Here is a 24,374-nt window from a genome sequence, read left to right as displayed (position 1 = left end):
AGGAAAGGAGGAACACAAAATGCCAAAAGTAGCACTTTATAATGTCAGTGGTAGCCAAGTAGGAGAAGTTGAATTGAATGACGCAGTATTCGGAATTGAGCCGAACACTCACGTTCTTCATGATGCTGTTGTTATGCAACGCGCTTCCCTTCGTCAAGGTACACACAAAGTAAAAGGACGTTCTGAAGTACGTGGCGGTGGACGTAAACCTTGGAAACAAAAAGGTACAGGTCGCGCACGTCAAGGTTCGATCCGTGCACCACAATGGGTAGGTGGTGGTACTGTATTCGGTCCAACTCCGCGCAGTTACGCTTTCAAACTACCTAAAAAAGTTCGTCGTCTGGCGATCAAATCCGCATTGTCTTCTAAAGTAATCGACAACGAAATCATCGTTCTGGATGCTCTTACGCTGAACGCACCGAAAACTAAAGAATTTGCAGCTATTTTGAACAATCTTAAAGTAGATCGCAAAGCTTTGATCGTTGGTTCAGGCTATGATGATAATGTTGCTCTTTCCGCGAGAAATATTCCTGGTGTGAAATTTGTTGCGGCTGACGGCATTAATGTTCTTGACGTACTTACGTACGACAAACTGATCATTACAAAAGAAGCAGTACAGATGGTAGAGGAGGTTCTTGCGTAATGAAAAATCCTCGTGATATCATTAAACGTCCAGTAATTACTGAGCGTACAGCTGATATGATGGCTGATTTGAAATATGTTTTCGAAGTAGATATTCGTGCAAATAAAACAGAAATCAAAGCTGCTGTTGAAGAGATCTTCAACGTTAAAGTGAAAAACGTGAACACACTTCGCGTGCCTGGTAAGTTGAAACGTTACGGCCGTTACTCTGGCTACACTCCAGAGTGGAAAAAAGCTTTCGTAACTCTCGCTCCAGACAGCAAAGCACTTGAGTTCTTTGAATCTGTATAAGAAACTGCTAAAGTAAGGAGGGAAATTCAGTGCCAATTAAAAAGTACAAACCGACATCTCCGGCTAGACGTAATATGTCCGTATCCACTTTCGAAGAAATTACGACTAACCAGCCTGAGAAATCGTTGCTTGCTCCGCTGAGCAAAACAGCAGGCCGCAACAACCAAGGTAAAATTACGGTTCGTCACCATGGCGGCGGACACAAACGTAAATATCGTATTATTGACTTTAAACGTACTAAAGATGGAATACCGGGCCGCGTTGCTACAATCGAGTACGACCCTAACCGGACTTCAAATATTGCTCTGATCCACTACGCAGATGGTGAGAAACGTTACATCATCGCTCCAAAAGGACTTAAAGTAGGAGATCAAATCGAATCTGGACCAACTGCAGATATCAAAACAGGTAATGCTTTACCTCTTGAAAATATCCCAGTAGGTACTGTTATTCATAACATTGAGCTTCAACCAGGTAAAGGTGGCCAATTGGTTCGCGCAGCTGGTACAGAAGCACAACTTCTTGGTAAAGAAGAAAAATACGTGACTGTTCGTTTGTCATCTGGTGAAGTTCGCCGCATTCTTAAAGTTTGCCGCGCTACGATCGGATCCGTTGGTAACCAAGATCACGAATTGATTAAAATCGGTAAAGCAGGCCGTAGTCGCTGGCTCGGAAAACGTCCAGAAGTTCGCGGGGTAGTAATGAACCCTAACGATCACCCACACGGTGGTGGTGAAGGTAAAGCTCCAATCGGTCGTAAATCGCCAATGTCTCCTTGGGGCAAACCAACTCTTGGATACAAAACACGTAAGAAAAACAAAGCTTCTGACAAATACATCGTTCGCCGCCGCACGAAGTAATACACATCACTGTGCATAACTTCGCGCGCGCGATCGTGAATGAACGAGAACATTGGATGAAGGGAGGATTTACACATGAGTCGCAGTCTAAAAAAAGGGCCATTTGTTGATGGACACCTGATGAAAAAAGTTGAAGATATGAACGAGTCCGGGAAGAAACTAGTGATCAAAACTTGGTCCCGTCGCTCTACAATTTTCCCGCAATTCATTGGACATACGTTTGGTGTGTATGACGGCCGTAAACACGTTCCTGTATATGTAACGGAAGATATGGTTGGACACAAACTGGGTGAGTTCGCTCCTACGCGTACTTACAAAGGTCATGCAGCAGACGATAAGAAAACAAGAAGATAAATGATCAAGCGCTAATGTTTGAGAGGAGGTTAAACAATGGAAGCAAAAGCACATGCCAAGTTTGTTCGGATTGCTCCTCGTAAAGTTCAACTTGTTGTTGACTTAATTCGTGGTAAGCAAGTGGGCGAGGCGATCGCAATTCTGCGTCACACTCCAAAATCCGCTTCTCCAGTAGTTGAGAAATTGCTCAACTCTGCTATTGCAAATGCAGAGCACAATTACTCTTTGGATATTAACAATCTGGTTATCTCACAAGCTTATGTAAACCAAGGACCGACTATGAAACGTTTCCGCCCTCGTGCAATGGGACGTGCAAGTCGTATCAATAAACGCACCAGCCACATTACTTTGGTGGTATCCGAAAAATAAGGAGGGAAAACGTGTGGGACAAAAGGTAAATCCCATCGGGCTCCGTATCGGAGTTATCCGTGACTGGGAATCCAAATGGTACGCAGGCAAAGATTTCGGTGATCTTTTGCTTGAAGACGTAAAAATTCGTGAATACCTGAAAAATAAATTGAAAGACTCCGCAGTATCTCGTATTGAAATCGAGAGAGCGGCTAACCGTGTCAATGTAACGATCCATACTGCTAAACCAGGAATGGTTATCGGTAAAGGTGGATCCGAAGTTGAAATTCTCCGTGGTCAAATCACGAAGATTGCAGGCGGTAAAAAAGTTCACATCAACATTTCTGAAATTAAACAACCAGATCTTGACGCAATTCTTGTAGCTGAAAGCATTGCACAACAATTGGAACGCCGTGTTTCTTTCCGTCGTGCTCTGAAACAAGCAATTCAAAGAACTATGCGCTCTGGTGCAAAAGGAATTAAAACACAAGTAGGCGGACGTCTTGGCGGAGCTGAGATCGCACGTTCTGAAGGCTACAGCGAAGGAACTGTTCCACTGCATACGCTTCGTGCCGACATTGACTACGGTACAGCTGAAGCTCATACTACTTACGGCCGTCTGGGCGTTAAAGTATGGATCTATCGTGGAGAGGTTCTTCCTACGGCTAAGAAAGCTGCTAAGGAAGGAGGCAACTAATCATGTTGGTACCAAAACGTGTTAAACACCGCAAGCAACAACGCGGACACATGAAAGGCCAAGCTAAAGGCGGTACTACACTGAACTTTGGTGAATATGGCTTGCAAGCTACTGAGCCAGCGTGGATTACGAACCGTCAGATCGAGGCTGCTCGTATCGCGATGACTCGTTATATCAAACGTGGTGGTAAAGTTTGGATTAAAATTTTCCCTGATAAACCAATCACTCAAAAACCTCTAGAGGTTCGTATGGGTAGTGGTAAAGGTAACGTTGAGAAATGGGTTGCTGTAGTTAAACCAGGAAAGATCATGTTTGAACTTTCTGGTGTACCAGAAGATGTTGCTCGCGAAGCAATGCGTCTGGCTGCTCACAAGCTGCCAATCAAAACGAAGTTTGTGAAACGTGAAGAATTGGGTGGTGAAGTAAATGAAGGCTAGTGAATTCCGCAACCTAACCACTGCTGAAATTGAGCAAAAGATTGCCGGATTTAAAGAAGAACTCTTTAACCTCCGCTTTCAACTCGCTACCGGTCAGCTTGATAACCCAACTCGTATTCGTGACGTACGTAGAGAAATTGCACGTGCTAAGACGATCATCCGTGAAAGAGAACTTGGGATTAGCTAATATATAGTACCGGATGGACAATCCGTCTTTAATTGAGGAAGGAGGCCCAACAATGAGCGAAGAACGCAACGCACGTAAAGTGCAAGTCGGTAAAGTGGTTAGTGACAAAATGGATAAAACAATTGTGGTTGCTGTAGAAACTTACAAAAAGCATGATTTGTACCATAAACGCATCAAGTACACTAAAAAGTTCAAAGCACATGATGAAAATAACACTGCTAAAATTGGTGATGTTGTTAAAATCATGGAAACTCGTCCTTTGTCGAAAGACAAGAACTGGAGACTTGTTGAAGTCGTGGAAAAAGCGATTATCATTTAATGATTTTCAGCTTGGCTGAAAGGAGGAAAACAAGATGATTCAACCATTTACACGTTTGACTGTAGCAGACAACTCTGGTGCGAAGGAACTGATGTGTATCCGCGTACTGGGTGGTACGGGACGTAGTCGTACAGCTTCAATCGGAGACCTTATCGTTTGTTCTGTCAAACAAGCAACACCAGGCGGCGTTGTCAAAAAAGGTGATGTGGTAAGAGCAGTTGTGGTTCGCACAAAACGTTCTGTTCGTCGTAAAGATGGATCTTACATCGCATTTGATGAGAATGCAGCAGTGGTAGTTAAAGAAGACAGAAGCCCTCGTGGTACTCGTATTTTCGGACCAGTTGCTCGCGAACTTCGCGAAAAAGACTACATGAAAATCGTTTCCTTGGCTCCAGAAGTTATCTAATATCACAACTTAATCCTTCTGAGGATTGATTTATAGCTTGTTCACGCAAGTCATAGGAGGTGTACGAAATGGCAAAAGTGAAAAAGGTCTTGGAATCTCATAACAACAAGTTGCACGTCAAAAAAGACGACACTGTTATGGTGATCAGCGGTAAAGACAAAGGCAAAAAAGGCCGTGTCATCGCAGCTTACCCTCGTGAAAACCGTGTTCTTGTAGAAGGTGTTAACCTCGTTAAAAAACACCAAAAGCCTAACCAGCTTAATCCGCAAGGCGGCATCATCGAGAAAGAAGCTCCAATCCATGTATCGAACGTGATGCATATTGATCCGAAGAGCGGAAACGTAACCCGTATTGGTTACAAAGTTTTAGACAACGGCAAAAAAGTACGCGTTGCTAAACGTTCCGGAGAATCGATCGACTAATGTAACCGAATGAGAAAGGAGGTCCATAATTCATGGCAAGATTGAAAGAACGTTTCCTAAATGAAATAACTCCTGCTTTGGTGCAGAAGTTTGAATATAGCTCAGTAATGCAAGTTCCTAAAATCGAGAAAGTGGTTATCAACATGGGGGTGGGTGACGCTGTCCAAAACTCCAAAGTGCTTGATTCCGCTGTGAATGATTTGCAGCTGATTTCTGGTCAAAAACCAGTAATTACAAAAGCTAAAAAATCAATCGCTGGTTTTAAACTGCGTGAGAACATGCCAATCGGGGTTAAAGTGACATTGCGCGGCGAGCGTATGTACCACTTCCTTGATAAATTGTTCAACATTACTCTTCCTCGTGTACGTGACTTCCAAGGGGTATCAAACAAAGCGTTTGATGGTCGTGGTAACTACACACTTGGTCTTAAAGAGCAACTCATCTTCCCTGAGATTGAGTATGATAAAGTGGACAAAGTCCGCGGTATGGATATCGTAATCGTAACTACGGCTAAAACCGATGAAGAGTCTCGCGAATTGCTTACTCAACTCGGAATGCCTTTCGCAAAGTAAGAATTTAAAGTATCCGGGAGTCTTTGACAGACCCCGAATTCTCCGAAATTATTTAGGAGGTGTCAGGCTAAGTGGCAAAAACTTCAATGAAAGTTAAACAACAACGTGCTCCGAAGTTTAAAGTTCGTGCTTATACTCGTTGCGAACGTTGTGGTCGTCCACATTCTGTATTACAGAAGTTTAAAATTTGCAGAATTTGTTTCCGTGAATTAGCTTATAAAGGCCAGATCCCTGGCGTGAAAAAAGCAAGCTGGTAAAAAGTCCTGAACGGGAAGGAGGTTACACACAATGACTATGTCTGATCCAATTGCAGATATGCTTACTCGCATTCGTAATGCGAACACAGTTCGTCACGAAACGGTAGAAATGCCTGCTTCGACGATGAAAAAACAAATCGCTGAAATCCTGAAGCGTGAAGGTTTCATCCGTGATGCTGAATATGTGGATGATAACAAACAAGGAATCATCCGTATCTTCTTGAAATACGGACAAAACAACGAGCGTGTTATTACTGGTCTGAAAAGAATCAGTAAACCAGGTCTACGTGTTTACACGAAGAGCAATGAAGTACCTCGCGTACTTGGCGGTCTCGGAATCGCGATCATTTCTACTTCCAAAGGCGTAATGACAGATAAAGAAGCTCGCCAAGCAAAATCTGGCGGCGAAGTTATCTGCTACGTTTGGTAATATAAGTCACAAAACAAGGAGGTGCAACACATGTCCCGTATTGGTCGCAAACCAATTACTGTACCAAGTGGCGTAGAAGTCACTTTGAATGACACCGTTATTACGGTTAAAGGTCCTAAAGGTACTCTCACACGTGAACTTCATAAAGATATGAAGGTAACTGTTGAAAATAATGAAATTCTTGTAACTCGTCCTTCTGACAACAAACTCCATCGTTCCCTACACGGTACTACTCGTTCCGTAGTTAGTAACATGGTAAGTGGTGTAACTGAAGGTTTCGAAAAATCTCTAGAGCTGGTTGGGGTCGGATATCGTGCAAGCAAATCTGGAGATAAGATCGTACTGAACGTAGGTTACTCCCATCCGGTAGAAATCACTCCGGAGCCGGGCATTGAGTTTGATGTTCCTACGAACACAAAAATCATCGTTCGCGGTATCAATAAAGAGCGTGTAGGTGCATATGCAGCTGAGATCCGTTCTGTTCGCGAACCTGAGCCTTACAAAGGTAAAGGGATTAAATATGAAGGCGAGCGCATTATCCGTAAGGAAGGTAAAGCCGGTAAGAAGAAATAAGTTTTCTTACCGTTTTTCCCTCGTCCCTATTATATGGTGGCGATATGCTCGTGTTTCTAATATACCCTGTGCGTCTTAATATGAAGCGTTAAAGGCAAACTGAAGGGAGTGAAACGAAGATGATTACTAAACAAGATAAGAACAAAGTGCGTCTGAAAAGACATATCCGTGTTCGTGGTAAAATTTCTGGAACAGCTGAACGTCCACGTTTGAACGTATTCCGTTCATCCAAGCATATCTACGCTCAATTGATCGATGATGTAGCAGGTGTAACCCTGGTATCCGCATCAACAGTAGATAAAGCAATCAGTGGCGAAATCAGTAACGGTGGTAACGTAGAAGCGGCTCGTAAAGTCGGCGAACTCGTTGCTAAACGTGCAAAAGAAAAAGGATACACTAACATCGTTTTCGATCGTGGTGGCTACCTTTATCATGGACGTGTTCAAGCATTAGCTGATGCTGCTCGTGAAGCAGGGCTTGAATTCTAAGATATTTTTAAAAGGAGGTTAACGACTTGCGTGTAGATCCTAACACTTTAGAACTCACTGAAAGAGTTGTAAATATTAATCGCGTAGCTAAAGTAGTAAAAGGCGGACGCCGTTTCAGTTTCAGCGCACTAGTTGTTGTCGGCGATGGCAACGGCTGGGTTGGAGCTGGTATTGGTAAAGCTGGCGAAGTACCTGATGCGATTCGCAAAGGTATTGATGATGCTAAGAAAAATCTGATTTATGTGCCAATCGTAGGAACATCTATTCCTCACACGATCACTGGTAAGTTCGGCGCTGGCCGTGTTCTTTTGAAACCAGCTTCTGAAGGTACTGGAGTTATCGCTGGTGGACCAGTACGTGCCGTTTTGGAACTTGCTGGTGTAGGTGACATTTTGACAAAATCACTGGGTTCTTCGAATTCCATGAACATGGTCAATGCGACCTTGGAAGGTTTGTCCCGCTTGAAACGCGCTGAAGATGTAGCGAAATTGCGTGGAAAAACTGTCGAAGAGCTTCGGGGCTAAGGAGGGAATCTCATGGCTAAATTGGAAATTACCCTCGTTCGCAGTTTGATCGGACGTAATGAGTCACAAAGAGCGACTGTTAACACACTCGGTCTTCGTAAGATCAACCAAACTGTGGTTCATAACGATAATGCTGCTATCCGCGGTATGGTGAACAAAGTAAGTCACATGGTTTCTGTTAAAGAAATCCAAGAGTAATACGTAAGGGACTTGTCCCACAAATCATTAAGGAGGTGCAACGAACGATGAAGTTACATGAACTTTCTCCAGCACCTGGATCCCGCAAAGAACGCAAACGCGTTGGACGCGGTACTTCCAGCGGTATGGGTAAAACTTCAGGTCGCGGTCATAAAGGTCAAAACTCTCGCTCTGGCGGTGGTGTACGTCCAGGCTTCGAGGGTGGACAAAACCCATTGTATCGTCGTCTGCCAAAACGCGGTTTCACAAATCCTACTCGTAAAGAGTATGCGGTTGTGAATCTTCAAGATCTGAACAGTTTTGAAGCAGGTACAGAAGTAACTCCAGAAATTTTGGTTAATTCGGGTATTGTGAAAAACACAAAATCCGGAATCAAAATTCTGGGTAATGGCGATATTACTGTGAAGTTGACAGTTAAAGCTAACAAGTTCTCTCAATCTGCGGTAGAGAAAATCGAGGCTGCCGGCGGTAAAACCGAGGTGATCTAATGCTCACATCCTTAAAGAATATATGGCGAGTTGAAGATCTGCGTAAACGGATTTTATTCACTCTCTTTGTTCTGATAATCTATCGCATTGGCTCCTTTGTTCCGGTTCCCGGAGTTAACAAAGAAGTATTCACTGCGGCAGATTCGCAAGGCAGAGAATTGTTTGGTCTTCTGAACACATTCTCGGGCGGAGCGTTGTTCCAATTTTCGATTTTTGCGCTCGGGATTATGCCATATATTACAGCTTCCATCATTGTACAGCTTCTGTCGATGGATGTTATTCCGAAACTAGCGGAATGGGCTAAACAAGGTGAGCATGGTAAGAAAAAACTTGCGCAGCTTACACGTTATGGTACAGTAATTTTGGGGTTAATCCAGGCTTTTGGTACTTCACTCAGTTTTAATCGGTTGTATGGACAGGAAATGATACCGAATGCGACATTCATTGACTATGTTATCATTGCAATTGTGTTGACTGCAGGTACTTCATTCCTCATGTGGCTCGGTGAGCAGATTACTGAAAAAGGTATTGGTAACGGGATTTCCATCATTATCTTCGCAGGTATCGTCTCAACGATTCCGAATGTAATCCGTACAACAATTGAATCTGAATTTATCCAGGCTGATCAAGTATTCATGAATGCACTTAAAGTGATCATTGTGGTACTGGTTCTCCTGTTAACAGTAGTAGGGGTTATTTACATCCAGCAGGCGATTCGGAAGATTCCGGTTCAATATGCTAAACGTGTTGTAGGTAACAAAATGTATGGTGGACAAAACACTCATATTCCGCTGAAGATCAATGCGGCAGGTGTTATCCCAGTCATTTTTGCTGTATCACTTCTTCAGTTCCCTGTCATTATTGCTTCATTTTGGACCAATTATGGCTGGGCTACTTGGGTAACTGCTAATTTGTCTTATGACAAACCGCTAGGTATGGTACTCTATGTACTTATGATTATCGGTTTTACGTTCTTCTACACTTTCGTGCAGATGAACCCGCAACAAATGGCCGATAACATGAAAAAGAATGGTGGTTACATCCCAGGCATTCGCCCGGGTAAAGCAACTGAGAAATACTTGTCCCGTGTCATGACTCGTTTGACTATGACCGGAGCTTTGTTCTTGGCTGTCATCTCCGTTCTACCTGTATTCTTAGGTTCACTTTCTGGTTTGCCGCAAGTTGCACAACTTGCAGGTACATCCATGCTGATCGTAATCGGTGTAGCACTGGATACGACCAAACAAATCGAAAGTCAATTGATTAAACGCCATTACAAAGGTTTCATCAATAAGTAGCCATAGGTTCCGGTATTGAAAGCAGCTAATCATTTGTTTGATTGTTGCCAGAACCGGCACCTATTGTGCTGTTTCTTGTTGAAGGGATAGTCTTGGAGGGAGTGACATAACGTGAACATTTTATTCATGGGCCCTCCTGGGGCAGGGAAAGGGACACAAGCAGAAGCAATTGTAAATGAATTCAGCATTCCTCACATTTCAACAGGCGATGCATTTCGCTTAGCGATCAAACAGGGAACTCCTATCGGGATGAAAGCTAAAGAATACATGGATCAAGGACTGCTTGTACCAGACGATGTAACAATCGGTATTGTTGAAGAACGCCTACAGCAGCCTGACTGCAAGAAAGGGTTTCTATTGGATGGATTTCCAAGAACTATTTCTCAAGCAGAAGCGCTTGACGGTATCCTAAATCGACTTAATACTGGTTTGGACCATGTCATCAACTTGAAAGTAGACCGTGACAAACTTCTTGCTCGTCTAACAGGACGTCGCTTGTGTAAAAATTGCGGTGCTACGTATCATGTTGTTTTTAACCCTCCTAAACAGGAAGGCATTTGTGATAAATGCGGCGGCGAATTGTATCAACGTTCTGATGATAATGAAGAGAGCGTAGGTACACGTCTTGACGAATATATCAACAAAACTGCACCACTCCTCACGTTTTATGAGAACAAAGGTCTTCTGCGTCAAATCGACGGGGAACAGGAAATTCATGCGGTGTCGCAAGAGATCGTATCCTTACTGCGAGGTTAATGGTAATGATCATTTGTAAGTCCGATGCAGAACTGGGATCAAACTGTGATGCAAGATTAACTCGCACATCAGTGCAGGCTGATCCTGCAATTCACGGTATTGCTCGGGTTTTGTCCGGAGAACTTGACCAAATGACTGATCAACATAATCGCAGTCAAGGGGCTGTGCCGTCTTTCACAGGTTATAACGGTTTTCCTGCCAGTATTTGTACTTCAGTCGATGAACGAAGAGTGCATGAAGCGTCGAACAATGTTCGGCTGTATACAATGTCGTATGACAATGTGCTGTGTGCTCAAGAACTTTCTTTTGTTCTTAACCAGACAGGATGTAATTTTTACGAAAGCGAGATGCGTAGGTGATGAGACGATGAATCAAAAGATCCCACAAGTCGGACAGATCGTAAAAATACTTCGCGGCAGAGATGCCGGTCAGATTGCAGTAGTCATTGCTGTTGAGGACAACAGGTTCGTGTATATTGCTGACGGATACAAACGTAAGTTTGACGGACGAAAGAAGAAGAACCTTCTTCACCTGGAACCCCAGCCGATGATTAGCAGCGAGGTTGTGAACAGCTTAAACGAAGTTGGACGGGTAACGAACGGAAAACTGCGTTATGCAGTTCAGCAGTTCTTAAATGTAGGCGAAGTTCAAAGCTGAAGAGAAAGGAGACTAACTGTGGCCAAAGAAGATGTCATTGAAGTGGAAGGAACGGTTCTTGAGCCGCTTCCCAACGCAACGTTCAAAGTAGAGCTTGAGAATGGTCATCAAATTCTAGCTCACGTTTCCGGCAAACTGCGGATGCACTTTATCCGCATTCTGACAGGAGATAAAGTGGTTGTTCAGTTATCGCCTTATGACCTATCAAAAGGGCGTATAACTTATCGTAAATAGTAAGGCTTATTTTCTGAAATAACGATGAAGGTTTATATCAGCTTTGCATGGTATCATAATCTAGTGTACGCTATGTAGATAGATTGTGTATTATCTGGCTGTTAGCATGCTTTCGAAGTCAGTTTTACTCATCGTAAAACTTTGAGGAGGTAATCAACATGAAGGTAAGACCTTCTGTAAAACCTATCTGCGAGAAATGCAAAGTCATTCGCCGCAAAGGTAATGTAATGGTCATCTGCGAAAATCCGAAACACAAACAAAAACAAGGTTAATAGAAGGGGGTGTAGCGTAAAATGGCTCGTATAGCTGGTGTGGATTTGCCACGTGATAAACGCGTTGAGATCGCCTTGACATATATTTTCGGAATCGGTTCAACGACTTCCAAGAAAATTTTGAGCGAAACAGGCATTAGTCCGAATACTCGTGTCCGTGATCTTACGGAAGATGAAGTGAGCAAATTACGTGAAAGTATCGACAAAACGGTTAAGGTAGAAGGTGACCTTCGTCGAGAAATTTCTTTAAATATTAAACGTTTGACTGAGATCGGATGTTACCGTGGTGTTCGTCACCGTCGTGGACTTCCAGTTCGTGGACAACGTACTAAAACAAATGCTCGTACGCGTAAAGGTCCTCGTCGTACTGTAGCAAACAAAAAGAAATAAGAAGGGAGGATAATCTACAATGGCTAAACCGAAAAAAGTCGTACGTACTAAACGTCGTGACCGTAAAAATATTGAATCTGGCGTGGCTCATATTCGTTCCACGTTCAATAACACAATTGTTACTATTACGGATCCACACGGTAACGCTATCTCTTGGGCAAGCTCCGGCGGTCTTGGATTTAGAGGTTCCCGTAAGTCGACTCCATTCGCAGCTCAAATGGCAGCAGAAACTGCAGCTAAAGCAGCAATGGAACACGGCATGAAATCAGTTGAAGTTATGGTTAAAGGTCCAGGTGCTGGCCGTGAAGCAGCGATCCGCTCTTTGCAAGCTGCTGGTCTTGAAGTTAACCTGATCAAAGACGTAACTCCTGTGCCACATAACGGATGCCGTCCTCCAAAACGTCGTCGTGTCTAATGAGATTTGCCCCCTTCGTGTGGTATAATCCGGCACAATCTGTTAATAATGGTTGTTTAGGCATACTACATGGTAACACTAGATAAGGTAAATATTTCATATCGGACCGACGTTTTGAAGGAGGGGTATTGCAGTGATAGAAATCGAAAAGCCAAAAATTGAGACGGTAGACGTCAACGATGATGGCACTTATGGCAAATTTGTGGTAGAACCGCTGGAACGCGGATATGGTACGACGCTGGGTAACTCGCTTCGCCGTATCTTGCTTTCCTCACTTCCAGGTGCGGCAGTTACATCGGTGCAAATCGATGGAGTGTTGCACGAGTTTGCTACAGTTCCTGGCGTAATGGAAGACGTTACGGAAATCATTCTGAACCTTAAAGCTTTGTCTTTGAAGATTCACTCTGATGAAGAGAAGATTCTTGAGATTGATGCTGAAGGTGAAGGGGCTGTTACAGCCGGAGATATCCGTGCGGATAGTGATGTTGAAATCCTTAATCCGGATCTTCATATCGCTACTCTTGGTCCAGGTTCGAGACTTCACATGCGTATTTATGCCAATCGCGGTCGCGGCTACGTCCAGGCAGATCGGAATAAACGCGATGATCAGCCGATCGGCGTCATCCCTGTGGATTCGATCTATACCCCGATTGCGCGTGTCAACTACGGTGTTGAAAATACGCGTGTAGGTCAAGTAACAAACTACGATAAGCTTACACTTGAAATTTGGACTGATGGCAGCATTCGTCCAGAAGAAGCTGTAAGTCTTGGCGCTAAAATCTTGACTGAACATGTACTGCTCTTTGTGGGTCTAACAGACGAAGCGAAAGATGCAGAAATCATGGTCGAAAAAGAGGAAGACAAAAAAGAAAAAGTACTCGAAATGACGATCGAAGAGCTCGATCTATCTGTTCGATCCTATAACTGCTTGAAACGTGCTGGTATCAACACGGTTCAAGAACTTACAACGAAAACTGAAGAGGACATGATGAAGGTACGTAACCTGGGTCGTAAATCTTTAGAAGAAGTGCAAGAGAAGCTCGAAGAGCTTGGTTTGGGTCTTCGTACAGAAGAATAGCAACACGATTGCTTGAAGTGAAGGAGGGGAAAACATGGCATACCAAAAGTTGGGTCGTAACTCCAGTGCTCGTAAAGCATTGTTCCGTGACCTCGTAACGGATCTGTTCTTGTATGAGCGCATTCAAACGACGGAAGCGAAAGCGAAAGAAGTTCGTTCTATCGCTGAAAAACTGATCACTAAAGCTAAAAAAGGTGATTTGCACGCACGTCGTCAAGTTGCTGCATATGTGCGCCGTGAAACAATTGATGGTGAACAGGATGCAATTCAAAAACTGTTCAGCGATATTGCACCACGTTACACTGAGCGTCCAGGTGGATACACTCGTATCATGAAACTGGGACCTCGTCGCGGTGATTCTGCACCTATGGTTTACTTGGAATTAGTAGACCGCGTGTAATATGAGGCGAGAGTGAAGGAAGGGTGGACAGGATCTAGGTTCTGAACTGCCCCTTTTTTTCGCTAGTGCTGCGCTGTAGTTTGGGGAGGAGCTCCGAGAGGAGCTCTTTTTCATTGTGATGCTGTCATTACGAGTGGTTGCTGTGATTAGTATGGTATGATGAGGTGAGAATAATGCGGAATATTTGTATGCGTGTGAATTATGATGGAACGGATTACTTTGGTTTCCAAACACAGCCCATAGGCAACACAATACAGGATGTCATCGAAAAATCGATTAACTATCTGACTGGAGAGGAAATCAAAATCCATGCCTCGGGACGTACTGATGCTGGGGTCCATGCAAGAGGGCAAGTGTTTCACTTTCACACAGAGTCCAAGATTCCTCTTGAGCGCTGGTGCATGGCTCTTAACACAAGACTTCCTGACGACATCCTTATAACAGATGCATACGAAGTACCACTCTCATTTCATTCCCGGCGATCTGCCAAAAGAAAAACTTATCGCTATACAATTAATGCTAATCAATTTGCAGATTTATTTAATCGCCGGATACAGTTACACCATCCAGGTAAGCTCGATATTAAGGCAATGAATGAAAGTTTGCCGTACTTACTAGGTACACACGACTTTACTTCTTTCGCATCTAGGCATTCAACGAAGGATTCCCATGTCAGGACTTTATATGAAGCGCGAATGGACCACGACACTTCCATGTGCAGAGTGGATCATCCGCGAGATCAAGGTATTATTCATATCTATTTGACCGGTAATGGTTTTCTTCAGCATATGGTGCGGATTATTATCGGTACGCTCCTGGAAATAGGAGAAGGGAAACGTCAGCCTGAGGATATGAAACATATCCTAGCTGCACAGGACCGTTCTGCTGCTGGCCCAACAGCGGTTAGCAAGGGTTTAATGTTATGGAATGTAGAGTATGAACATCTCCTAAAAAAAACCTGCGATAATGTCTTGCGAAGTAGCATTTAATCGTGTAATATATAAGTTGTGTTTTCTTAATGGCTTTCCCACAGCCCCATTTAAGTAAACGATATGCAACACACGTAAATCCATCAAACTAACAGCAACTTTTAACGAATATAAATGATAACTATTTATGCGTATTATGAACGCGATATTTAAAGGAGGATCTTTTCATGCGTACCACTTATATGGCTAAGCCTAGTGAAGTTGAGCGTAACTGGCACATCATTGACGCTGAAGGCAAAACGCTTGGCCGTTTGGCAAGCGAAGCTGCGGCTCTGATCCGCGGTAAACATAAGCCACAATTTACTCCACACGTTGACACTGGTGATTTCGTTGTTGTCATCAATGCTGAGAAAATTGTTCTTACAGGTAAGAAAATGGACAACAAAAAATACTATCGTCATTCCATGCACCCAGGTGGCCTCAAAGTCACTGTTGCAAAAGACATGGTGAAAAACAAACCTGAACGTATGATCGAACTTGCTGTACACGGCATGCTTCCTAAAACTCGTATGGGTAACCAAATGAAACTTAGATTGAAAGCATATGCTGGCGCTGAACATCCACATGCAGCACAAAAACCTGAAGTTTACGAACTTCGCGGATAATTAAAAGGAGGACAGTTTCATGGCACAAGTACAATACTATGGGACAGGTCGTCGTAAACATTCGGTAGCTCGTGTTCGCCTTGTACCGGGTGAAGGACGCATTGTCATTAACAAACGTGATATCAACGATTATTTCGGCGGTTTGGAAACACTCAAACTGATCGTTAAACAACCACTTGAACTGACTGAAACTACAAGCAACTACGATATTCTCGTTATTGCTCACGGTGGCGGTATTACTGGTCAAGCAGGAGCAATTCGTCACGGTATCGCCCGTGCACTTCTTAAAGTAGATTCTGAGTACCGTGGAAGCTTGAAAAAAGCTGGCTTCTTAACACGTGACCCACGTATGAAAGAACGTAAAAAATACGGTCTTAAAGCGGCTCGTCGCGCACCTCAGTTCTCCAAACGTTAATCTGTTCGGATCAAAAGTCCTTTCTTCTTCGGAAGAGAGGGCTTTTTTGTTGTATACAGAATCAATTTCATATTTTCTTTAGTTGCTTTTATTAGGACTATATATAGACCAAACGGTTCTACTTGTTTATATATAGTTACAAATTTACTGTTTTCATGAGTTATGAATTTGATTCACATAGCTGGAATATAAGTGGAATATGAATCATTTATATTAATTCTGACAGTTTACCTTGGAAATAGCATTGACATATAACTGGAAATATTTATACTTAATTGTAATTCATATCATATATATCGGTTTAGTGTAAAAAATATTACCCCTGTGGGAGGTCTTCATTGTGAATCTGTTAGAAAAAGAAGAGTTGGCAAGAGACAAGGCAATTGAACTGGAAGATGCTTCTCCTGAAGAGATTATTCGATATGCTGTTGAGACATTTCCGAACATTACTTTTGCATGTAGTTTTGGTGCGGAAGATGTTGTTTTAGTGGATATGATACAAAAAATCAGTCCTTCTACCGATATCTTCTATCTTGATACAGACTTTCACTTTAAAGAGACATATGAAACAAGGGATCGACTTGTAGCACGCTATCATATTGATTTTGTCCGTGTTTCTCCCAAGCTCACACCAGAGGAACAAGCAGCTACTCATAGTCCAGAGCTATGGAATTCAGATCCTAACGCTTGCTGTAATATTCGCAAAGTAGAACCGCTTACGCGTATTTTATCTCAATACGATGCTTGGATTACTGGAATTCGCCGAGATCAAGCGCCAACTCGCGCTAACTCTAAGAAGGTAGAGTATGACACGAAATTTGGACTTATGAAATTCAACCCGATTGCTGGATGGACGAATGAGGATGTATGGAATTACATTAAAGATAACAATTTGATTTATAATGCATTGCATGATCAGAACTACCCTAGTATCGGCTGTGAGCAGTGCACTAGACAAGTAATGCCTGGGGAAGACCCGCGCGCAGGTCGCTGGTCAGGCAATGATAAGACTGAATGCGGACTTCATAAATAAATATTTATTACATTGCTAAAGTGTATATGACGATAGGGAGATGAGATCATGGCATCGATATTACCTCACGGTGGTACATTAGTGAATCAAATTGTTGAAGATAGGAATCGGGAAGAAATACTTCAAAAAGCTGAGAAATTAAGACAATTACCTATTAGCAACTGGACCATTTCTGATCTTGATCTCATAGGGGTAGGAGCTTTTTCTCCGCTTACGGGCTTTATGAATGAAGCAGACTATCAGTCAGTGATTGAAGGAATGAGACTTTCGGATGGCACCGTTTGGAGTATACCTATTACACTTGACGTTGATCGAGATACGGCACAAACCCTCCAAGTTGGTGAGACCATTGCACTTACAGGTCAAGATGACAATGTTATATACGGTACCCTCACGATAGAGAGCATTTATGAAGTTGATCATGATAAAGAAGCGAAGAATGTTTATAAGACAAATGATCAGGAACATCCAGGGGTAAAAAAATTGTTTGAGCGTTCTGTCTTTTATATTGGCGGTCCCATCTTCTTGTTAAACCGTAAACAACCAGCTAAATTTAATGAGTTCTACTTTGACCCCGAGCAAACACGACAACTTTTTCAACAAAATGGATGGAAAACGATTGTTGGTTTCCAAACACGCAACCCTGTTCACCGTGCCCATGAGTACATTCAAAAAAGCGCTATGGAGATTGTAGATGCATTATTCCTTAATCCGCTGGTAGGTGAAACAAAATCAGATGACGTTCCCGCCGATGTCCGTATGAACAGTTATCTAGCGCTTCTTGAGAACTATTATCCTGCCGATCGCACCTTTTTAGGTGTCTTTCCAGCAGCTATGCGTTATGCGGGCCCTAGAGAGGCTATTTTCCACGCGATTGTACGCAAAAACTATGGATGTACTCATTTTATTGTTGGTCGGGATCATGCTGGAGTAGGAGACTACTACGGTACCTATGAGGCACAAGAGATATTTACTAACTTTACATCTGAGGAACTTGGGATTACTCCTCTTTTCTTTGAACATAGCTTCTTCTGTTTAAAATGTGGCAATATGGCTTCTGCCAAAACATGCCCGCATAGTAAAGAAGACCATATGACTTTGTCTGGCACCAAAGTAAGAGCACTTCTCCGTGAGGGCAAGTGTCCGCCACCTGAATTCACACGTCCAGAAGTGGCCCAAATATTGATTCAAGGTATGGCGGAACACGTTACGTCTTAGATTTTATAAGTTTGTCCATATCGACGGTATATTTGTCCACCTCGTCCCATATAGATCATTATGGTCATTTATGGGATCGGAGGTGGCTTTTTTATGCGTAAACAGAGTTCGAACAAATTCATGGTGTGGATCCATGTAAGCACGATGAAAAAACTGATGATGGGTGTCCTCTTACTAGCACTATTCATCTGTATTGCTGTGTATGAAGTCCCGGCGTCAAAGACTTGGAGTACATGGAGCTTGCCGCTATCGGGTAAGGTCATAGCTCTCGATGCCGGTCATGGAGGGCCTGATGGGGGTGCTGTCAGTAAACAAGGAATTATTGAGAAAGATATCAATTTAGCAGTGGCTCTCTACTTACGTGATTATTTGCAGCAAGCAGGTGCCACAGTGGTGATGACAAGAGAAAGGGATGTAGACCTGGCTCCCCCTGAGACCAAATCTTACTCAAGACGGAAAACGGAAGATTTAAAGCAGCGAGTTAAGATGATTAGTGACAAAAAAGCAGATCTTTTTATTACCATCCATATGAACAGCATTCCTTCAAACCGCTGGAGTGGTGCTCAGGTATTCTACTACCCTAATCATGAAGATAATGCAGATTTTGCTGCGCTTGTTCAAGATGAGATAAGAAGAAACCTCGAGAACACAGACCGAATGGCCAAAACAGTAAACACTGTATATTTGCTGCAAGCGCTAAAAATGCCAGCGGTATTAGTAGAAGTTGGTTTTCTTTCTCATCCCGAGGAATCCAGACTCCTTGCAGAAGAGGAGTATCAGCGCAAAGTGGCGGCTTCGGTCTACAAAGGGATTCTAAGATACACATCTGGTGAGAAAATGAAAAAGTAGGCCATCTGCACCTCGGTGAGTGATATAATGGACATGTATTAGAAAGATCTGAGTGAAATACATGCCAATAGATAAAGCTGAGGTGCAATTATCATGTTATCAAGAGATCAAGTACTAGAAGTGCTTTCTACCTTGCAGGAGCCTATTAGCGGTCTGTTATTTACAGATTTGCAGTTTATTCGGGATGTCATGGTAAAAGAGGACAGAGTGGCTTTAACCTTGATTTGTTTAACCGATGATGAAAACGTTCGCAATATTTTAAAAAATAATGTCACAGCTCTTCTTCAGGAAGCAGGCGTAAAAGAGGTTCACGTAAGAATGCGCCTTGCATCAGATGCTGAAAAAGAGTCACTCCAAAGCTTTGAACAGAAATCAACAAGAGAAACAGAACCTACCGATGATGAAGTGCTTGTAAAAGGACACGCGGCTGGTATGGAGTCTCATGAATTACTTGATCCCGAATCCGGAGTTACCTTTATAGCTATCGCTAGTGGTAAAGGAGGAGTAGGAAAATCAACAGTGACTGTTAACTTGGCAGTTGCCCTGGCGAGACAAGGCAAAAAAGTAGGAATCATAGATGCGGATATCTACGGGTTTAGTGTCCCAGATATGATGGGCATTGAAGATGCGCCTGTACTTATAGATGGAGTAATTGAGCCGGTTGAGCGCTTTGGTGTGAAGGTAATGTCTATGGGATTCTTCGTACAAGAGAACAGTCCTGTCATTTGGAGAGGGCCGATGCTTGGCAAAATGCTGCGACAGTTTTTTAGTGATGTAAATTGGGGGGATTTAGATTATATGATCCTTGATTTGCCCCCTGGTACAGGCGACGTCGCCCTTGACGTACACCAAATGATTCCGCAAAGTAAAGAAATTATAGTAACGACACCGCATGCCACTGCCGCATTTGTTGCTGCCAGAGCAGGGGCTATGGCCATCCAAACCAATCACGAACTACTTGGAGTAATAGAAAATATGGCTTACTACGAGTGCAGTGCATGCGGTACAAAAGATTATGTATTTGGAAGAGGTGGAGGAGGCCGACTAGCAGAAAGCTTGCACACGGAACTCCTTGCTCAAATCCCATTGGGTTCTCCGGATAATCATATATCTGAACCGGATTTTTCGCCTTCAGTGTATAAGGAAAATACAGAGATCGGTAAGATATATGATGAAGTGGCCAAACATTTAATTACAAGCTAAAATTTCTCGGTAATTACAGAAAATCATTGTACGATTATATTCAAAAGGCCAAGCGCTTCGCTTGGCCTTGTTTTTTCTAAATAATACAACGAAGTAATGATTAGTTAACTGCCGTTACCACTGCCCTCACCACCACCACTACTACTGCCGCCTTCTTCCTTTTTACCGCCTTGGTTCTTGGATTGGTCTTTCTTTTCTTGATCTCCTCCAGCACCTTCGCTTTGTTTAGGCTGAAGTTCTTCTTTGACGACTGACTTTAGCAGTTCCATAACTTCCATCCGAAAAATAGGATTTTGCATGGCTTCCTGCATAACACTCATGGTCTGTTTACGATAATCTGCCGTTTGGGTTAGTTGTAATAACATTTTAGTCATTTCCGGCGATTTTAAGATATCTTCCATTGATTTTTGATAGGAGGGATCTTTAATAAGTTCCATATGAATTTGTTTGCTTTGGGAATTGACTACTTTAGCAAAATCCCCGGCAAATTTAGGATCTTTCATAATTTCCTCGAATACCTTTTTATACTCAGGAGAAGACAAGGTGTCTTTAACGGCCACTCTGATTTCATCGGAAGAGCTCTGTGAAGTGAGCATTCTTATTCCTAACCCTTTAGATGTATTCCCTGAGACACTTGAATTACTTCCCGAACCTACTTCGCTGGATGAACTTTGACCCGAACTACGTTCTCCGAGAAGAGCTTCTTCCAGAGCTTTCTTACCTTCATCACTTTTTAGAATATCTATGACCATTGTCTTTGTTTCTTTATAACTCCCCTGCGGAGCAGCACTTGGATTATCAGACCCGCAACCGGATAAAAATAAAGCCAGACCTCCTGCAATACATAAACATTTAATGCTATGCCACTTCAATTGTTTCACATCCCCTTTGTCTCAATAACTGAATGTAGTATGTGGGGCAAGTAAGGGAATTATGTCTGTAAAGCCATGGTGTTTTTTAGAGATCGTTGGTAAAATAAACACTTGGAGGTGGAAAAGTTTTGAATTTAAGGAAATGGTTTAATTTATTTTGGCAAACCCTATGTATCGGTGGGATCGCGTCATTATTAACGGGACTTATACTCACCACAGGGGAATACAAGCCATCAAGTACAGCAGATTTCCTATTGTATCTACTTATTTTATTCGGAGCAGGTATGATGATTAGTGTCTACTCACAGCTTGGCTTTTTCGCTTACTTAATCCTTAATTATATGGGGAGAGGCACATTTTCTATAAAAACATGGAATTATATTCAGTTGGCTCTAACGATTCTTGCCTTACTGGAATTAATGTTCTTCCGTATATTTATGGATAATAGTAAAACAGGGTTTACTGATATGCTGCTTAGTTTCATTATTTTAGCGACCGCACTTGTAACCGCATATTTTAAAGTAAAAGCTACAAATAGTAATGCCCTAATACCCACTTTATTTTTCATGATTGCTTTAACCATAGTGGAGACCATCGGTGTTTTAAATATTGGGGAAAATGCAGCTACCACATTTACCGTGATTCCGCTTCTTGCTTGTAATACATATCAGATTCTCATGCTTCACCGAATTGTATCAAGAACGGATTCCAAAGCAAAAGAGCTAACTTAAGCGTTAGCTCTTTTTGTTTATAGTCCCGCTGCATCTTCAATTTGTTGGTCTATAAAGGCTTGGTCGCGTACTTCGGTACCTTTTACATTAGACTGATTAATTAATTCGGATACAGTCACGAACTCATATCCTTTTTGACGAAGCTGATCAATAATAATAGGTAATGCTTCATGAGTTTGTTTTACAGAGTCACTGGCATGGAGAAGAACAATATCACCGGGATGAGCTTTACTGACAACACGATTCACAATTTGATCAACCCCAGGATTCTTCCAATCCAGGGAATCGGTATCCCACTGAACAACCTGATAATTAAGGTTATCTGCAATGCGAAGTACTCGCTTATCAAAATCACCGTTTGGAAGGCGGAGTAAGTTCGGTTCTTTTCCCGATACATCGGTTAAAATAGAGTGGGCTGTTGTAATTTGCTTTTGGATTTCTTCTTCCGTTAAACTACTGTAATTCACATGTTTATATCCATGGCTGCCAATTTCAAAGCCGGCATCTCTAATTGTTGTAACCATATCAGGGTGTGTTTTTGACCAAGGGGCGGACAGGAAAAAAGTAGCCTTTTGTACTTTTTTATCTTCAAGTACCTTTAGAATCGGTTCAGTGCGTTTATCCCCCCAGCTGATATCAAACGTCAGGGCAATTAATTTTTTCTCTGTGGGAACACTGTAAACCGCCGTTGGAGAACCTCCACCTTCGGAGAATACGGATACATTTTCTGTCTCCACGTAGATGATTCCAAGAGTGAAGATTGCTGCAGCGAAAACAATGAGAAATTTCTTGATCTTTCGGCCATTTAAGACATAGAAGTATGAATTCATAATCGATGCTCCTTCCATTTACCAATTCGTTTACTTTTATATGTATGCTCGTACCTTGTACATATGACAAGCAACCTAAGCCTTACATTGATCATAGAAAGAGGGGGACAATATGTTTCATTTACAAACCTTTATTAAAGATCTTAAATCGTTATCAAATTACGTGTGGGCAGCGGCCATCATTTTTCTGGTTGGAGGAGTCCTTGGTTGGATTAGCACGGGAGCTTTGCAAGAAATCATGATTCAGCAAATCAGCGGGTTAAGAGAAATCAGTGAGCAGTTACAGCAAGGGGACAATGTGCAGTGGAACTTTTTTACGTTTATATTTTGGAATAATGCTACGAAGGCCGTACTTGTAATATTTGCTGGAGCACTAGCAGGGGTGGTCCCTGTCTTTTTTCTTGTTATTAACGGGGGAGTTTTAGGCTTTTTACTGCATTTATCATGGCAACAGGGGGTAAGTATGTACGATGTGGTTGTAAAAGGGTTGCTGCCGCACGGAATTATAGAAATTCCCGCTATTATCGTTGCATGTGCGTTTGGTCTAAAGTTTGGCGTGCTTATCATTAAATCCTTAGGCAAGGGAATGAAGAGAACTCGTAATCGAACTACAGACTTACGGTCCTTTATAAGACAAACCGGTACGGCTTCAGTTTGGATTGTTATTCTCTTGTTCATTGCTGCCATAATTGAAAGCACGATAACATTCGCGCTTGTAAAGTAATTTAAGATTTAATTCATATTTTTGGCAAAACATGAGCATAACAATAAAACATCTTGTAAGGCAGATAAAAAACATGATGAAGGAGTATTGTGATGCTCGGAATGCTGTTTAATGAAAAGGAATGTAAAGAACTAGATTATGTGATTCGCAAAGAACTCGATGAGATGCTGCTTGATCTCGGTGATTCTAGGCTGGATCGTGAAATCCGATATGCTATAGCTAACCGTTATAAAACAGTCTTCCGTATGTATGCAAGATTTGCACCTGCAAAAGAACTATCTAAGTATGCGAGAAATGCACGTATTTCACAATTTAAATAATGATGTGGATATAAATGCTCCCTTCGGTCCATTTATTCTAAATGGATTGGAAGGGGATTTTGTTTTATATATCCTACTATATAGAGGCAGGTTAGAGAGGGCTGTTATTGGTAATAAAGGGTTAAGAGAACTTGATAAAGAATATGAAACTTTTTTATAAAAGGGTATTGACTCAGTTAGCAAAAATATGATAAATTATAACTCGTTCCTTTCAAGTAAACATTCTGGTCAACAGGATGTCGAAAAGACTTCGAAAAAAAACTTCGAAAAAAAGTCTTGCATTAATGAAGAGAACATGATATATTATAAAAGTCGCCGCTGAAATTAACAAACGGTGATGAACACGAAGTTAAACGAATGAATTTGATCTTTGAAAACTGAACAACGAGGAGTTTTACGCAAGTGAAACTCGTGAGTGAATTAATACAAATTCAATTTGTTGGTCATAACAAATTGAATAGAGGATTTTAAGTTCTCGTCAGCATTTTCTAAATGAGCTTATCGCTCTTTTCAATAACTTTATTGGAGAGTTTGATCCTGGCTCAGGACGAACGCTGGCGGCGTGCCTAATACATGCAAGTCGAGCGGAGTC

At 42.3% G+C, this 24,374-nt stretch carries 39 protein-coding genes, 1 rRNA gene and 2 pseudogenes; 40 read left to right on the top strand and 2 right to left on the bottom strand.

Annotation, left to right across the window (positions count from 1 at the left end; genetic code table 11):
• Positions 1–19: 19 nt before the first annotated feature.
• From rplD to KJS58_RS21755, 36 genes and pseudogenes are all read left to right on the top strand, one after another.
• Entirely contained in the window at positions 20–643 is a 624-nt protein-coding gene (rplD, locus tag KJS58_RS21930) for a 50S ribosomal protein L4 (protein WP_160036607.1), read from the top strand.
• Positions 643–933, top strand: coding sequence for a 50S ribosomal protein L23 (rplW, locus tag KJS58_RS21925; RefSeq protein ID WP_191804522.1), 291 nt, complete (start codon positions 643–645; stop codon positions 931–933). The genes rplD and rplW overlap by 1 nt, the downstream gene beginning before the upstream one ends.
• A gap of 29 nt (positions 934–962) precedes the next feature.
• A complete protein-coding gene (gene rplB / locus KJS58_RS21920) occupies positions 963–1,793 on the top strand; it encodes a 50S ribosomal protein L2 (protein ID WP_213535594.1) in 831 nt (276 codons plus the stop codon).
• Positions 1,794–1,868: 75 nt separating this feature from the next.
• A complete protein-coding gene (gene rpsS, locus KJS58_RS21915) occupies positions 1,869–2,147 on the top strand; it encodes a 30S ribosomal protein S19 (RefSeq protein ID WP_160036610.1) in 279 nt (92 codons plus the stop codon).
• Between the two features lie 36 nt (positions 2,148–2,183).
• The gene (gene rplV, locus KJS58_RS21910) at positions 2,184–2,516 is read left to right on the top strand and encodes a 50S ribosomal protein L22 (protein WP_160036611.1); all 333 of its coding nucleotides are present in this window, start codon (positions 2,184–2,186) and stop codon (positions 2,514–2,516) included.
• A 13-nt stretch (positions 2,517–2,529) separates the two neighbouring features.
• Positions 2,530–3,192: a 30S ribosomal protein S3 gene (gene rpsC, locus KJS58_RS21905; RefSeq protein WP_160036612.1), complete on the top strand. Its 663-nt coding sequence runs from the start codon at positions 2,530–2,532 to the stop codon at positions 3,190–3,192.
• 2 nt (positions 3,193–3,194) lie between these two features.
• Positions 3,195–3,629, top strand: a complete 435-nt coding sequence (gene rplP, locus KJS58_RS21900) for a 50S ribosomal protein L16 (protein ID WP_160036613.1) — start codon at positions 3,195–3,197, stop codon at positions 3,627–3,629.
• Positions 3,619–3,816 (top strand): 50S ribosomal protein L29, encoded by a 198-nt coding sequence (rpmC, locus tag KJS58_RS21895; RefSeq protein ID WP_160036614.1) that lies wholly within the window; start codon positions 3,619–3,621, stop codon positions 3,814–3,816. Before rplP ends, rpmC begins: the two co-directional genes overlap by 11 nt.
• A gap of 52 nt (positions 3,817–3,868) precedes the next feature.
• The gene (gene rpsQ / locus KJS58_RS21890) at positions 3,869–4,135 is read left to right on the top strand and encodes a 30S ribosomal protein S17 (RefSeq protein ID WP_160036615.1); all 267 of its coding nucleotides are present in this window, start codon (positions 3,869–3,871) and stop codon (positions 4,133–4,135) included.
• A gap of 34 nt (positions 4,136–4,169) precedes the next feature.
• Positions 4,170–4,541 carry a 50S ribosomal protein L14 gene (rplN, locus tag KJS58_RS21885; protein WP_160036616.1) on the top strand — a complete coding sequence of 124 codons (372 nt, stop codon included), beginning with the start codon at positions 4,170–4,172 and terminating at the stop codon, positions 4,539–4,541.
• 68 nt (positions 4,542–4,609) lie between these two features.
• Positions 4,610–4,963 (top strand): 50S ribosomal protein L24, encoded by a 354-nt coding sequence (gene rplX / locus KJS58_RS21880; protein ID WP_076315706.1) that lies wholly within the window; start codon positions 4,610–4,612, stop codon positions 4,961–4,963.
• Positions 4,964–4,995: 32 nt separating this feature from the next.
• On the top strand, positions 4,996–5,535 hold the full coding sequence (rplE, locus tag KJS58_RS21875) for a 50S ribosomal protein L5 (RefSeq protein ID WP_191804532.1): 540 nt from the start codon (positions 4,996–4,998) through the stop codon (positions 5,533–5,535).
• A 71-nt stretch (positions 5,536–5,606) separates the two neighbouring features.
• Positions 5,607–5,792, top strand: coding sequence for a type Z 30S ribosomal protein S14 (locus KJS58_RS21870; RefSeq protein ID WP_010348808.1), 186 nt, complete (start codon positions 5,607–5,609; stop codon positions 5,790–5,792).
• Between the two features lie 31 nt (positions 5,793–5,823).
• Positions 5,824–6,222 carry a 30S ribosomal protein S8 gene (gene rpsH / locus KJS58_RS21865; protein WP_160036618.1) on the top strand — a complete coding sequence of 133 codons (399 nt, stop codon included), beginning with the start codon at positions 5,824–5,826 and terminating at the stop codon, positions 6,220–6,222.
• A 30-nt stretch (positions 6,223–6,252) separates the two neighbouring features.
• Positions 6,253–6,795 carry a 50S ribosomal protein L6 gene (gene rplF / locus KJS58_RS21860; RefSeq protein WP_191804534.1) on the top strand — a complete coding sequence of 181 codons (543 nt, stop codon included), beginning with the start codon at positions 6,253–6,255 and terminating at the stop codon, positions 6,793–6,795.
• Positions 6,796–6,914: 119 nt separating this feature from the next.
• The gene (gene rplR / locus KJS58_RS21855) at positions 6,915–7,283 is read left to right on the top strand and encodes a 50S ribosomal protein L18 (protein ID WP_211749529.1); all 369 of its coding nucleotides are present in this window, start codon (positions 6,915–6,917) and stop codon (positions 7,281–7,283) included.
• Between the two features lie 26 nt (positions 7,284–7,309).
• Positions 7,310–7,807 carry a 30S ribosomal protein S5 gene (gene rpsE / locus KJS58_RS21850; protein WP_160036621.1) on the top strand — a complete coding sequence of 166 codons (498 nt, stop codon included), beginning with the start codon at positions 7,310–7,312 and terminating at the stop codon, positions 7,805–7,807.
• A gap of 12 nt (positions 7,808–7,819) precedes the next feature.
• Complete coding sequence (rpmD, locus tag KJS58_RS21845; RefSeq protein ID WP_160036622.1) at positions 7,820–8,005, top strand: 50S ribosomal protein L30; 186 nt, start codon at positions 7,820–7,822, stop codon at positions 8,003–8,005.
• Positions 8,006–8,052: 47 nt separating this feature from the next.
• Complete coding sequence (gene rplO / locus KJS58_RS21840) at positions 8,053–8,493, top strand: 50S ribosomal protein L15 (RefSeq protein WP_213535593.1); 441 nt, start codon at positions 8,053–8,055, stop codon at positions 8,491–8,493.
• Positions 8,493–9,791 carry a preprotein translocase subunit SecY gene (gene secY / locus KJS58_RS21835; RefSeq protein ID WP_213535592.1) on the top strand — a complete coding sequence of 433 codons (1,299 nt, stop codon included), beginning with the start codon at positions 8,493–8,495 and terminating at the stop codon, positions 9,789–9,791. The genes rplO and secY overlap by 1 nt, the downstream gene beginning before the upstream one ends.
• 111 nt (positions 9,792–9,902) lie before the next feature.
• Entirely contained in the window at positions 9,903–10,547 is a 645-nt protein-coding gene (locus KJS58_RS21830; RefSeq protein WP_191804544.1) for an adenylate kinase, read from the top strand.
• 5 nt (positions 10,548–10,552) lie between these two features.
• Positions 10,553–10,783: pseudogene (locus KJS58_RS21825) on the top strand (hypothetical protein); the annotation flags it as partial.
• 130 nt (positions 10,784–10,913) lie between these two features.
• A pseudogene (locus KJS58_RS21820) lies at positions 10,914–11,220 on the top strand (KOW motif-containing protein).
• Between the two features lie 2 nt (positions 11,221–11,222).
• A complete protein-coding gene (gene infA / locus KJS58_RS21815) occupies positions 11,223–11,438 on the top strand; it encodes a translation initiation factor IF-1 (protein ID WP_036652996.1) in 216 nt (71 codons plus the stop codon).
• Between the two features lie 158 nt (positions 11,439–11,596).
• Positions 11,597–11,710, top strand: coding sequence for a 50S ribosomal protein L36 (rpmJ, locus tag KJS58_RS21810; RefSeq protein WP_003333770.1), 114 nt, complete (start codon positions 11,597–11,599; stop codon positions 11,708–11,710).
• Positions 11,711–11,731: 21 nt separating this feature from the next.
• Positions 11,732–12,100 carry a 30S ribosomal protein S13 gene (rpsM, locus tag KJS58_RS21805; protein ID WP_160036626.1) on the top strand — a complete coding sequence of 123 codons (369 nt, stop codon included), beginning with the start codon at positions 11,732–11,734 and terminating at the stop codon, positions 12,098–12,100.
• Positions 12,101–12,119: 19 nt separating this feature from the next.
• Positions 12,120–12,515, top strand: a complete 396-nt coding sequence (gene rpsK / locus KJS58_RS21800) for a 30S ribosomal protein S11 (protein WP_068537278.1) — start codon at positions 12,120–12,122, stop codon at positions 12,513–12,515.
• Between the two features lie 133 nt (positions 12,516–12,648).
• Positions 12,649–13,593 carry a DNA-directed RNA polymerase subunit alpha gene (locus KJS58_RS21795; RefSeq protein WP_160036627.1) on the top strand — a complete coding sequence of 315 codons (945 nt, stop codon included), beginning with the start codon at positions 12,649–12,651 and terminating at the stop codon, positions 13,591–13,593.
• 34 nt (positions 13,594–13,627) lie between these two features.
• A complete protein-coding gene (gene rplQ / locus KJS58_RS21790) occupies positions 13,628–13,993 on the top strand; it encodes a 50S ribosomal protein L17 (RefSeq protein ID WP_160036628.1) in 366 nt (121 codons plus the stop codon).
• 173 nt (positions 13,994–14,166) lie between these two features.
• A complete protein-coding gene (gene truA, locus KJS58_RS21785; RefSeq protein ID WP_213535590.1) occupies positions 14,167–14,982 on the top strand; it encodes a tRNA pseudouridine(38-40) synthase TruA in 816 nt (271 codons plus the stop codon).
• 167 nt (positions 14,983–15,149) lie between these two features.
• A complete protein-coding gene (rplM, locus tag KJS58_RS21780; RefSeq protein ID WP_213535589.1) occupies positions 15,150–15,587 on the top strand; it encodes a 50S ribosomal protein L13 in 438 nt (145 codons plus the stop codon).
• A 19-nt stretch (positions 15,588–15,606) separates the two neighbouring features.
• Positions 15,607–16,002: a 30S ribosomal protein S9 gene (gene rpsI, locus KJS58_RS21775; RefSeq protein WP_213535588.1), complete on the top strand. Its 396-nt coding sequence runs from the start codon at positions 15,607–15,609 to the stop codon at positions 16,000–16,002.
• A gap of 340 nt (positions 16,003–16,342) precedes the next feature.
• On the top strand, positions 16,343–17,035 hold the full coding sequence (locus KJS58_RS21770; protein WP_213535587.1) for a phosphoadenylyl-sulfate reductase: 693 nt from the start codon (positions 16,343–16,345) through the stop codon (positions 17,033–17,035).
• Between the two features lie 48 nt (positions 17,036–17,083).
• A complete protein-coding gene (gene sat / locus KJS58_RS21765; protein ID WP_213535586.1) occupies positions 17,084–18,253 on the top strand; it encodes a sulfate adenylyltransferase in 1,170 nt (389 codons plus the stop codon).
• 93 nt (positions 18,254–18,346) lie between these two features.
• Positions 18,347–19,102, top strand: a complete 756-nt coding sequence (cwlD, locus tag KJS58_RS21760; protein WP_213535584.1) for an N-acetylmuramoyl-L-alanine amidase CwlD — start codon at positions 18,347–18,349, stop codon at positions 19,100–19,102.
• A 93-nt stretch (positions 19,103–19,195) separates the two neighbouring features.
• Positions 19,196–20,305, top strand: coding sequence for an Mrp/NBP35 family ATP-binding protein (locus KJS58_RS21755; protein WP_213535583.1), 1,110 nt, complete (start codon positions 19,196–19,198; stop codon positions 20,303–20,305).
• Positions 20,306–20,409: 104 nt separating this feature from the next.
• Here the strand turns inward: KJS58_RS21755 and gerD are convergent, their stop codons facing one another.
• A complete protein-coding gene (gene gerD / locus KJS58_RS21750; protein ID WP_249717788.1) occupies positions 20,410–21,177 on the bottom strand; it encodes a spore germination lipoprotein GerD in 768 nt (255 codons plus the stop codon).
• 128 nt (positions 21,178–21,305) lie between these two features.
• Between gerD and KJS58_RS21745 the strand changes: the two genes are divergently transcribed.
• The gene (locus KJS58_RS21745) at positions 21,306–21,908 is read left to right on the top strand and encodes a KinB-signaling pathway activation protein (protein ID WP_213535582.1); all 603 of its coding nucleotides are present in this window, start codon (positions 21,306–21,308) and stop codon (positions 21,906–21,908) included.
• A gap of 17 nt (positions 21,909–21,925) precedes the next feature.
• On the opposite strand, the gene pdaB is transcribed toward KJS58_RS21745, so the two are convergent.
• Complete coding sequence (gene pdaB, locus KJS58_RS21740; protein ID WP_213535581.1) at positions 21,926–22,738, bottom strand: polysaccharide deacetylase family sporulation protein PdaB; 813 nt, start codon at positions 22,736–22,738, stop codon at positions 21,926–21,928.
• A 112-nt stretch (positions 22,739–22,850) separates the two neighbouring features.
• Here pdaB and KJS58_RS21735 point away from each other — a divergent pair, with 112 nt between their 5' ends.
• From KJS58_RS21735 to KJS58_RS21725, 3 genes are all read left to right on the top strand, one after another.
• On the top strand, positions 22,851–23,462 hold the full coding sequence (locus KJS58_RS21735; RefSeq protein WP_213535580.1) for a stage II sporulation protein M: 612 nt from the start codon (positions 22,851–22,853) through the stop codon (positions 23,460–23,462).
• Positions 23,463–23,554: 92 nt separating this feature from the next.
• A complete protein-coding gene (locus tag KJS58_RS21730) occupies positions 23,555–23,782 on the top strand; it encodes a hypothetical protein (protein ID WP_160036639.1) in 228 nt (75 codons plus the stop codon).
• A gap of 519 nt (positions 23,783–24,301) precedes the next feature.
• Positions 24,302–24,374 (top strand): 16S ribosomal RNA (locus KJS58_RS21725); the annotation flags it as partial.

The organism is Paenibacillus sp. J45TS6, assembly GCF_018403285.1.
Taxonomy (GTDB): domain Bacteria; phylum Bacillota; class Bacilli; order Paenibacillales; family Paenibacillaceae; genus Paenibacillus.
Note: the sequence above shows the minus strand (reverse complement) of the source record. Positions and strands in the feature narration are given on the sequence as shown.

What these genes read in the sequence shown, in the direction of transcription:
- rpsS (WP_160036610.1), top strand. Translation starts at nt 1,869, where the DNA reads ATGAGTCGCAGTCTAAAAAAAGGGCCATTTGTTGATGGACACCTGATG.
- rpmJ (WP_003333770.1), top strand. Translation starts at nt 11,597, where the DNA reads ATGAAGGTAAGACCTTCTGTAAAACCTATCTGCGAGAAATGCAAAGTC.
- sat (WP_213535586.1), top strand. Translation starts at nt 17,084, where the DNA reads ATGGCATCGATATTACCTCACGGTGGTACATTAGTGAATCAAATTGTT.
- KJS58_RS21730 (WP_160036639.1), top strand. Translation starts at nt 23,555, where the DNA reads ATGCTCGGAATGCTGTTTAATGAAAAGGAATGTAAAGAACTAGATTAT.
- rplX (WP_076315706.1), top strand. Translation starts at nt 4,610, where the DNA reads ATGGCAAAAGTGAAAAAGGTCTTGGAATCTCATAACAACAAGTTGCAC.
- pdaB (WP_213535581.1), bottom strand. Translation starts at nt 22,738, where the DNA reads ATGAATTCATACTTCTATGTCTTAAATGGCCGAAAGATCAAGAAATTT.
- rpsI (WP_213535588.1), top strand. Translation starts at nt 15,607, where the DNA reads ATGGCACAAGTACAATACTATGGGACAGGTCGTCGTAAACATTCGGTA.
- secY (WP_213535592.1), top strand. Translation starts at nt 8,493, where the DNA reads ATGCTCACATCCTTAAAGAATATATGGCGAGTTGAAGATCTGCGTAAA.
- KJS58_RS21735 (WP_213535580.1), top strand. Translation starts at nt 22,851, where the DNA reads ATGTTTCATTTACAAACCTTTATTAAAGATCTTAAATCGTTATCAAAT.
- rplF (WP_191804534.1), top strand. Translation starts at nt 6,253, where the DNA reads ATGTCCCGTATTGGTCGCAAACCAATTACTGTACCAAGTGGCGTAGAA.
- truA (WP_213535590.1), top strand. Translation starts at nt 14,167, where the DNA reads ATGCGGAATATTTGTATGCGTGTGAATTATGATGGAACGGATTACTTT.
- rpsH (WP_160036618.1), top strand. Translation starts at nt 5,824, where the DNA reads ATGACTATGTCTGATCCAATTGCAGATATGCTTACTCGCATTCGTAAT.
- rplN (WP_160036616.1), top strand. Translation starts at nt 4,170, where the DNA reads ATGATTCAACCATTTACACGTTTGACTGTAGCAGACAACTCTGGTGCG.
- rplP (WP_160036613.1), top strand. Translation starts at nt 3,195, where the DNA reads ATGTTGGTACCAAAACGTGTTAAACACCGCAAGCAACAACGCGGACAC.
- rpmC (WP_160036614.1), top strand. Translation starts at nt 3,619, where the DNA reads ATGAAGGCTAGTGAATTCCGCAACCTAACCACTGCTGAAATTGAGCAA.
- rplO (WP_213535593.1), top strand. Translation starts at nt 8,053, where the DNA reads ATGAAGTTACATGAACTTTCTCCAGCACCTGGATCCCGCAAAGAACGC.
- rplD (WP_160036607.1), top strand. Translation starts at nt 20, where the DNA reads ATGCCAAAAGTAGCACTTTATAATGTCAGTGGTAGCCAAGTAGGAGAA.
- rpsQ (WP_160036615.1), top strand. Translation starts at nt 3,869, where the DNA reads ATGAGCGAAGAACGCAACGCACGTAAAGTGCAAGTCGGTAAAGTGGTT.
- rpsK (WP_068537278.1), top strand. Translation starts at nt 12,120, where the DNA reads ATGGCTAAACCGAAAAAAGTCGTACGTACTAAACGTCGTGACCGTAAA.
- rpsM (WP_160036626.1), top strand. Translation starts at nt 11,732, where the DNA reads ATGGCTCGTATAGCTGGTGTGGATTTGCCACGTGATAAACGCGTTGAG.
- rplE (WP_191804532.1), top strand. Translation starts at nt 4,996, where the DNA reads ATGGCAAGATTGAAAGAACGTTTCCTAAATGAAATAACTCCTGCTTTG.
- rpmD (WP_160036622.1), top strand. Translation starts at nt 7,820, where the DNA reads ATGGCTAAATTGGAAATTACCCTCGTTCGCAGTTTGATCGGACGTAAT.
- rplR (WP_211749529.1), top strand. Translation starts at nt 6,915, where the DNA reads ATGATTACTAAACAAGATAAGAACAAAGTGCGTCTGAAAAGACATATC.
- rplM (WP_213535589.1), top strand. Translation starts at nt 15,150, where the DNA reads ATGCGTACCACTTATATGGCTAAGCCTAGTGAAGTTGAGCGTAACTGG.
- KJS58_RS21755 (WP_213535583.1), top strand. Translation starts at nt 19,196, where the DNA reads ATGTTATCAAGAGATCAAGTACTAGAAGTGCTTTCTACCTTGCAGGAG.
- rplV (WP_160036611.1), top strand. Translation starts at nt 2,184, where the DNA reads ATGGAAGCAAAAGCACATGCCAAGTTTGTTCGGATTGCTCCTCGTAAA.
- rplW (WP_191804522.1), top strand. Translation starts at nt 643, where the DNA reads ATGAAAAATCCTCGTGATATCATTAAACGTCCAGTAATTACTGAGCGT.
- rplQ (WP_160036628.1), top strand. Translation starts at nt 13,628, where the DNA reads ATGGCATACCAAAAGTTGGGTCGTAACTCCAGTGCTCGTAAAGCATTG.
- cwlD (WP_213535584.1), top strand. Translation starts at nt 18,347, where the DNA reads ATGCGTAAACAGAGTTCGAACAAATTCATGGTGTGGATCCATGTAAGC.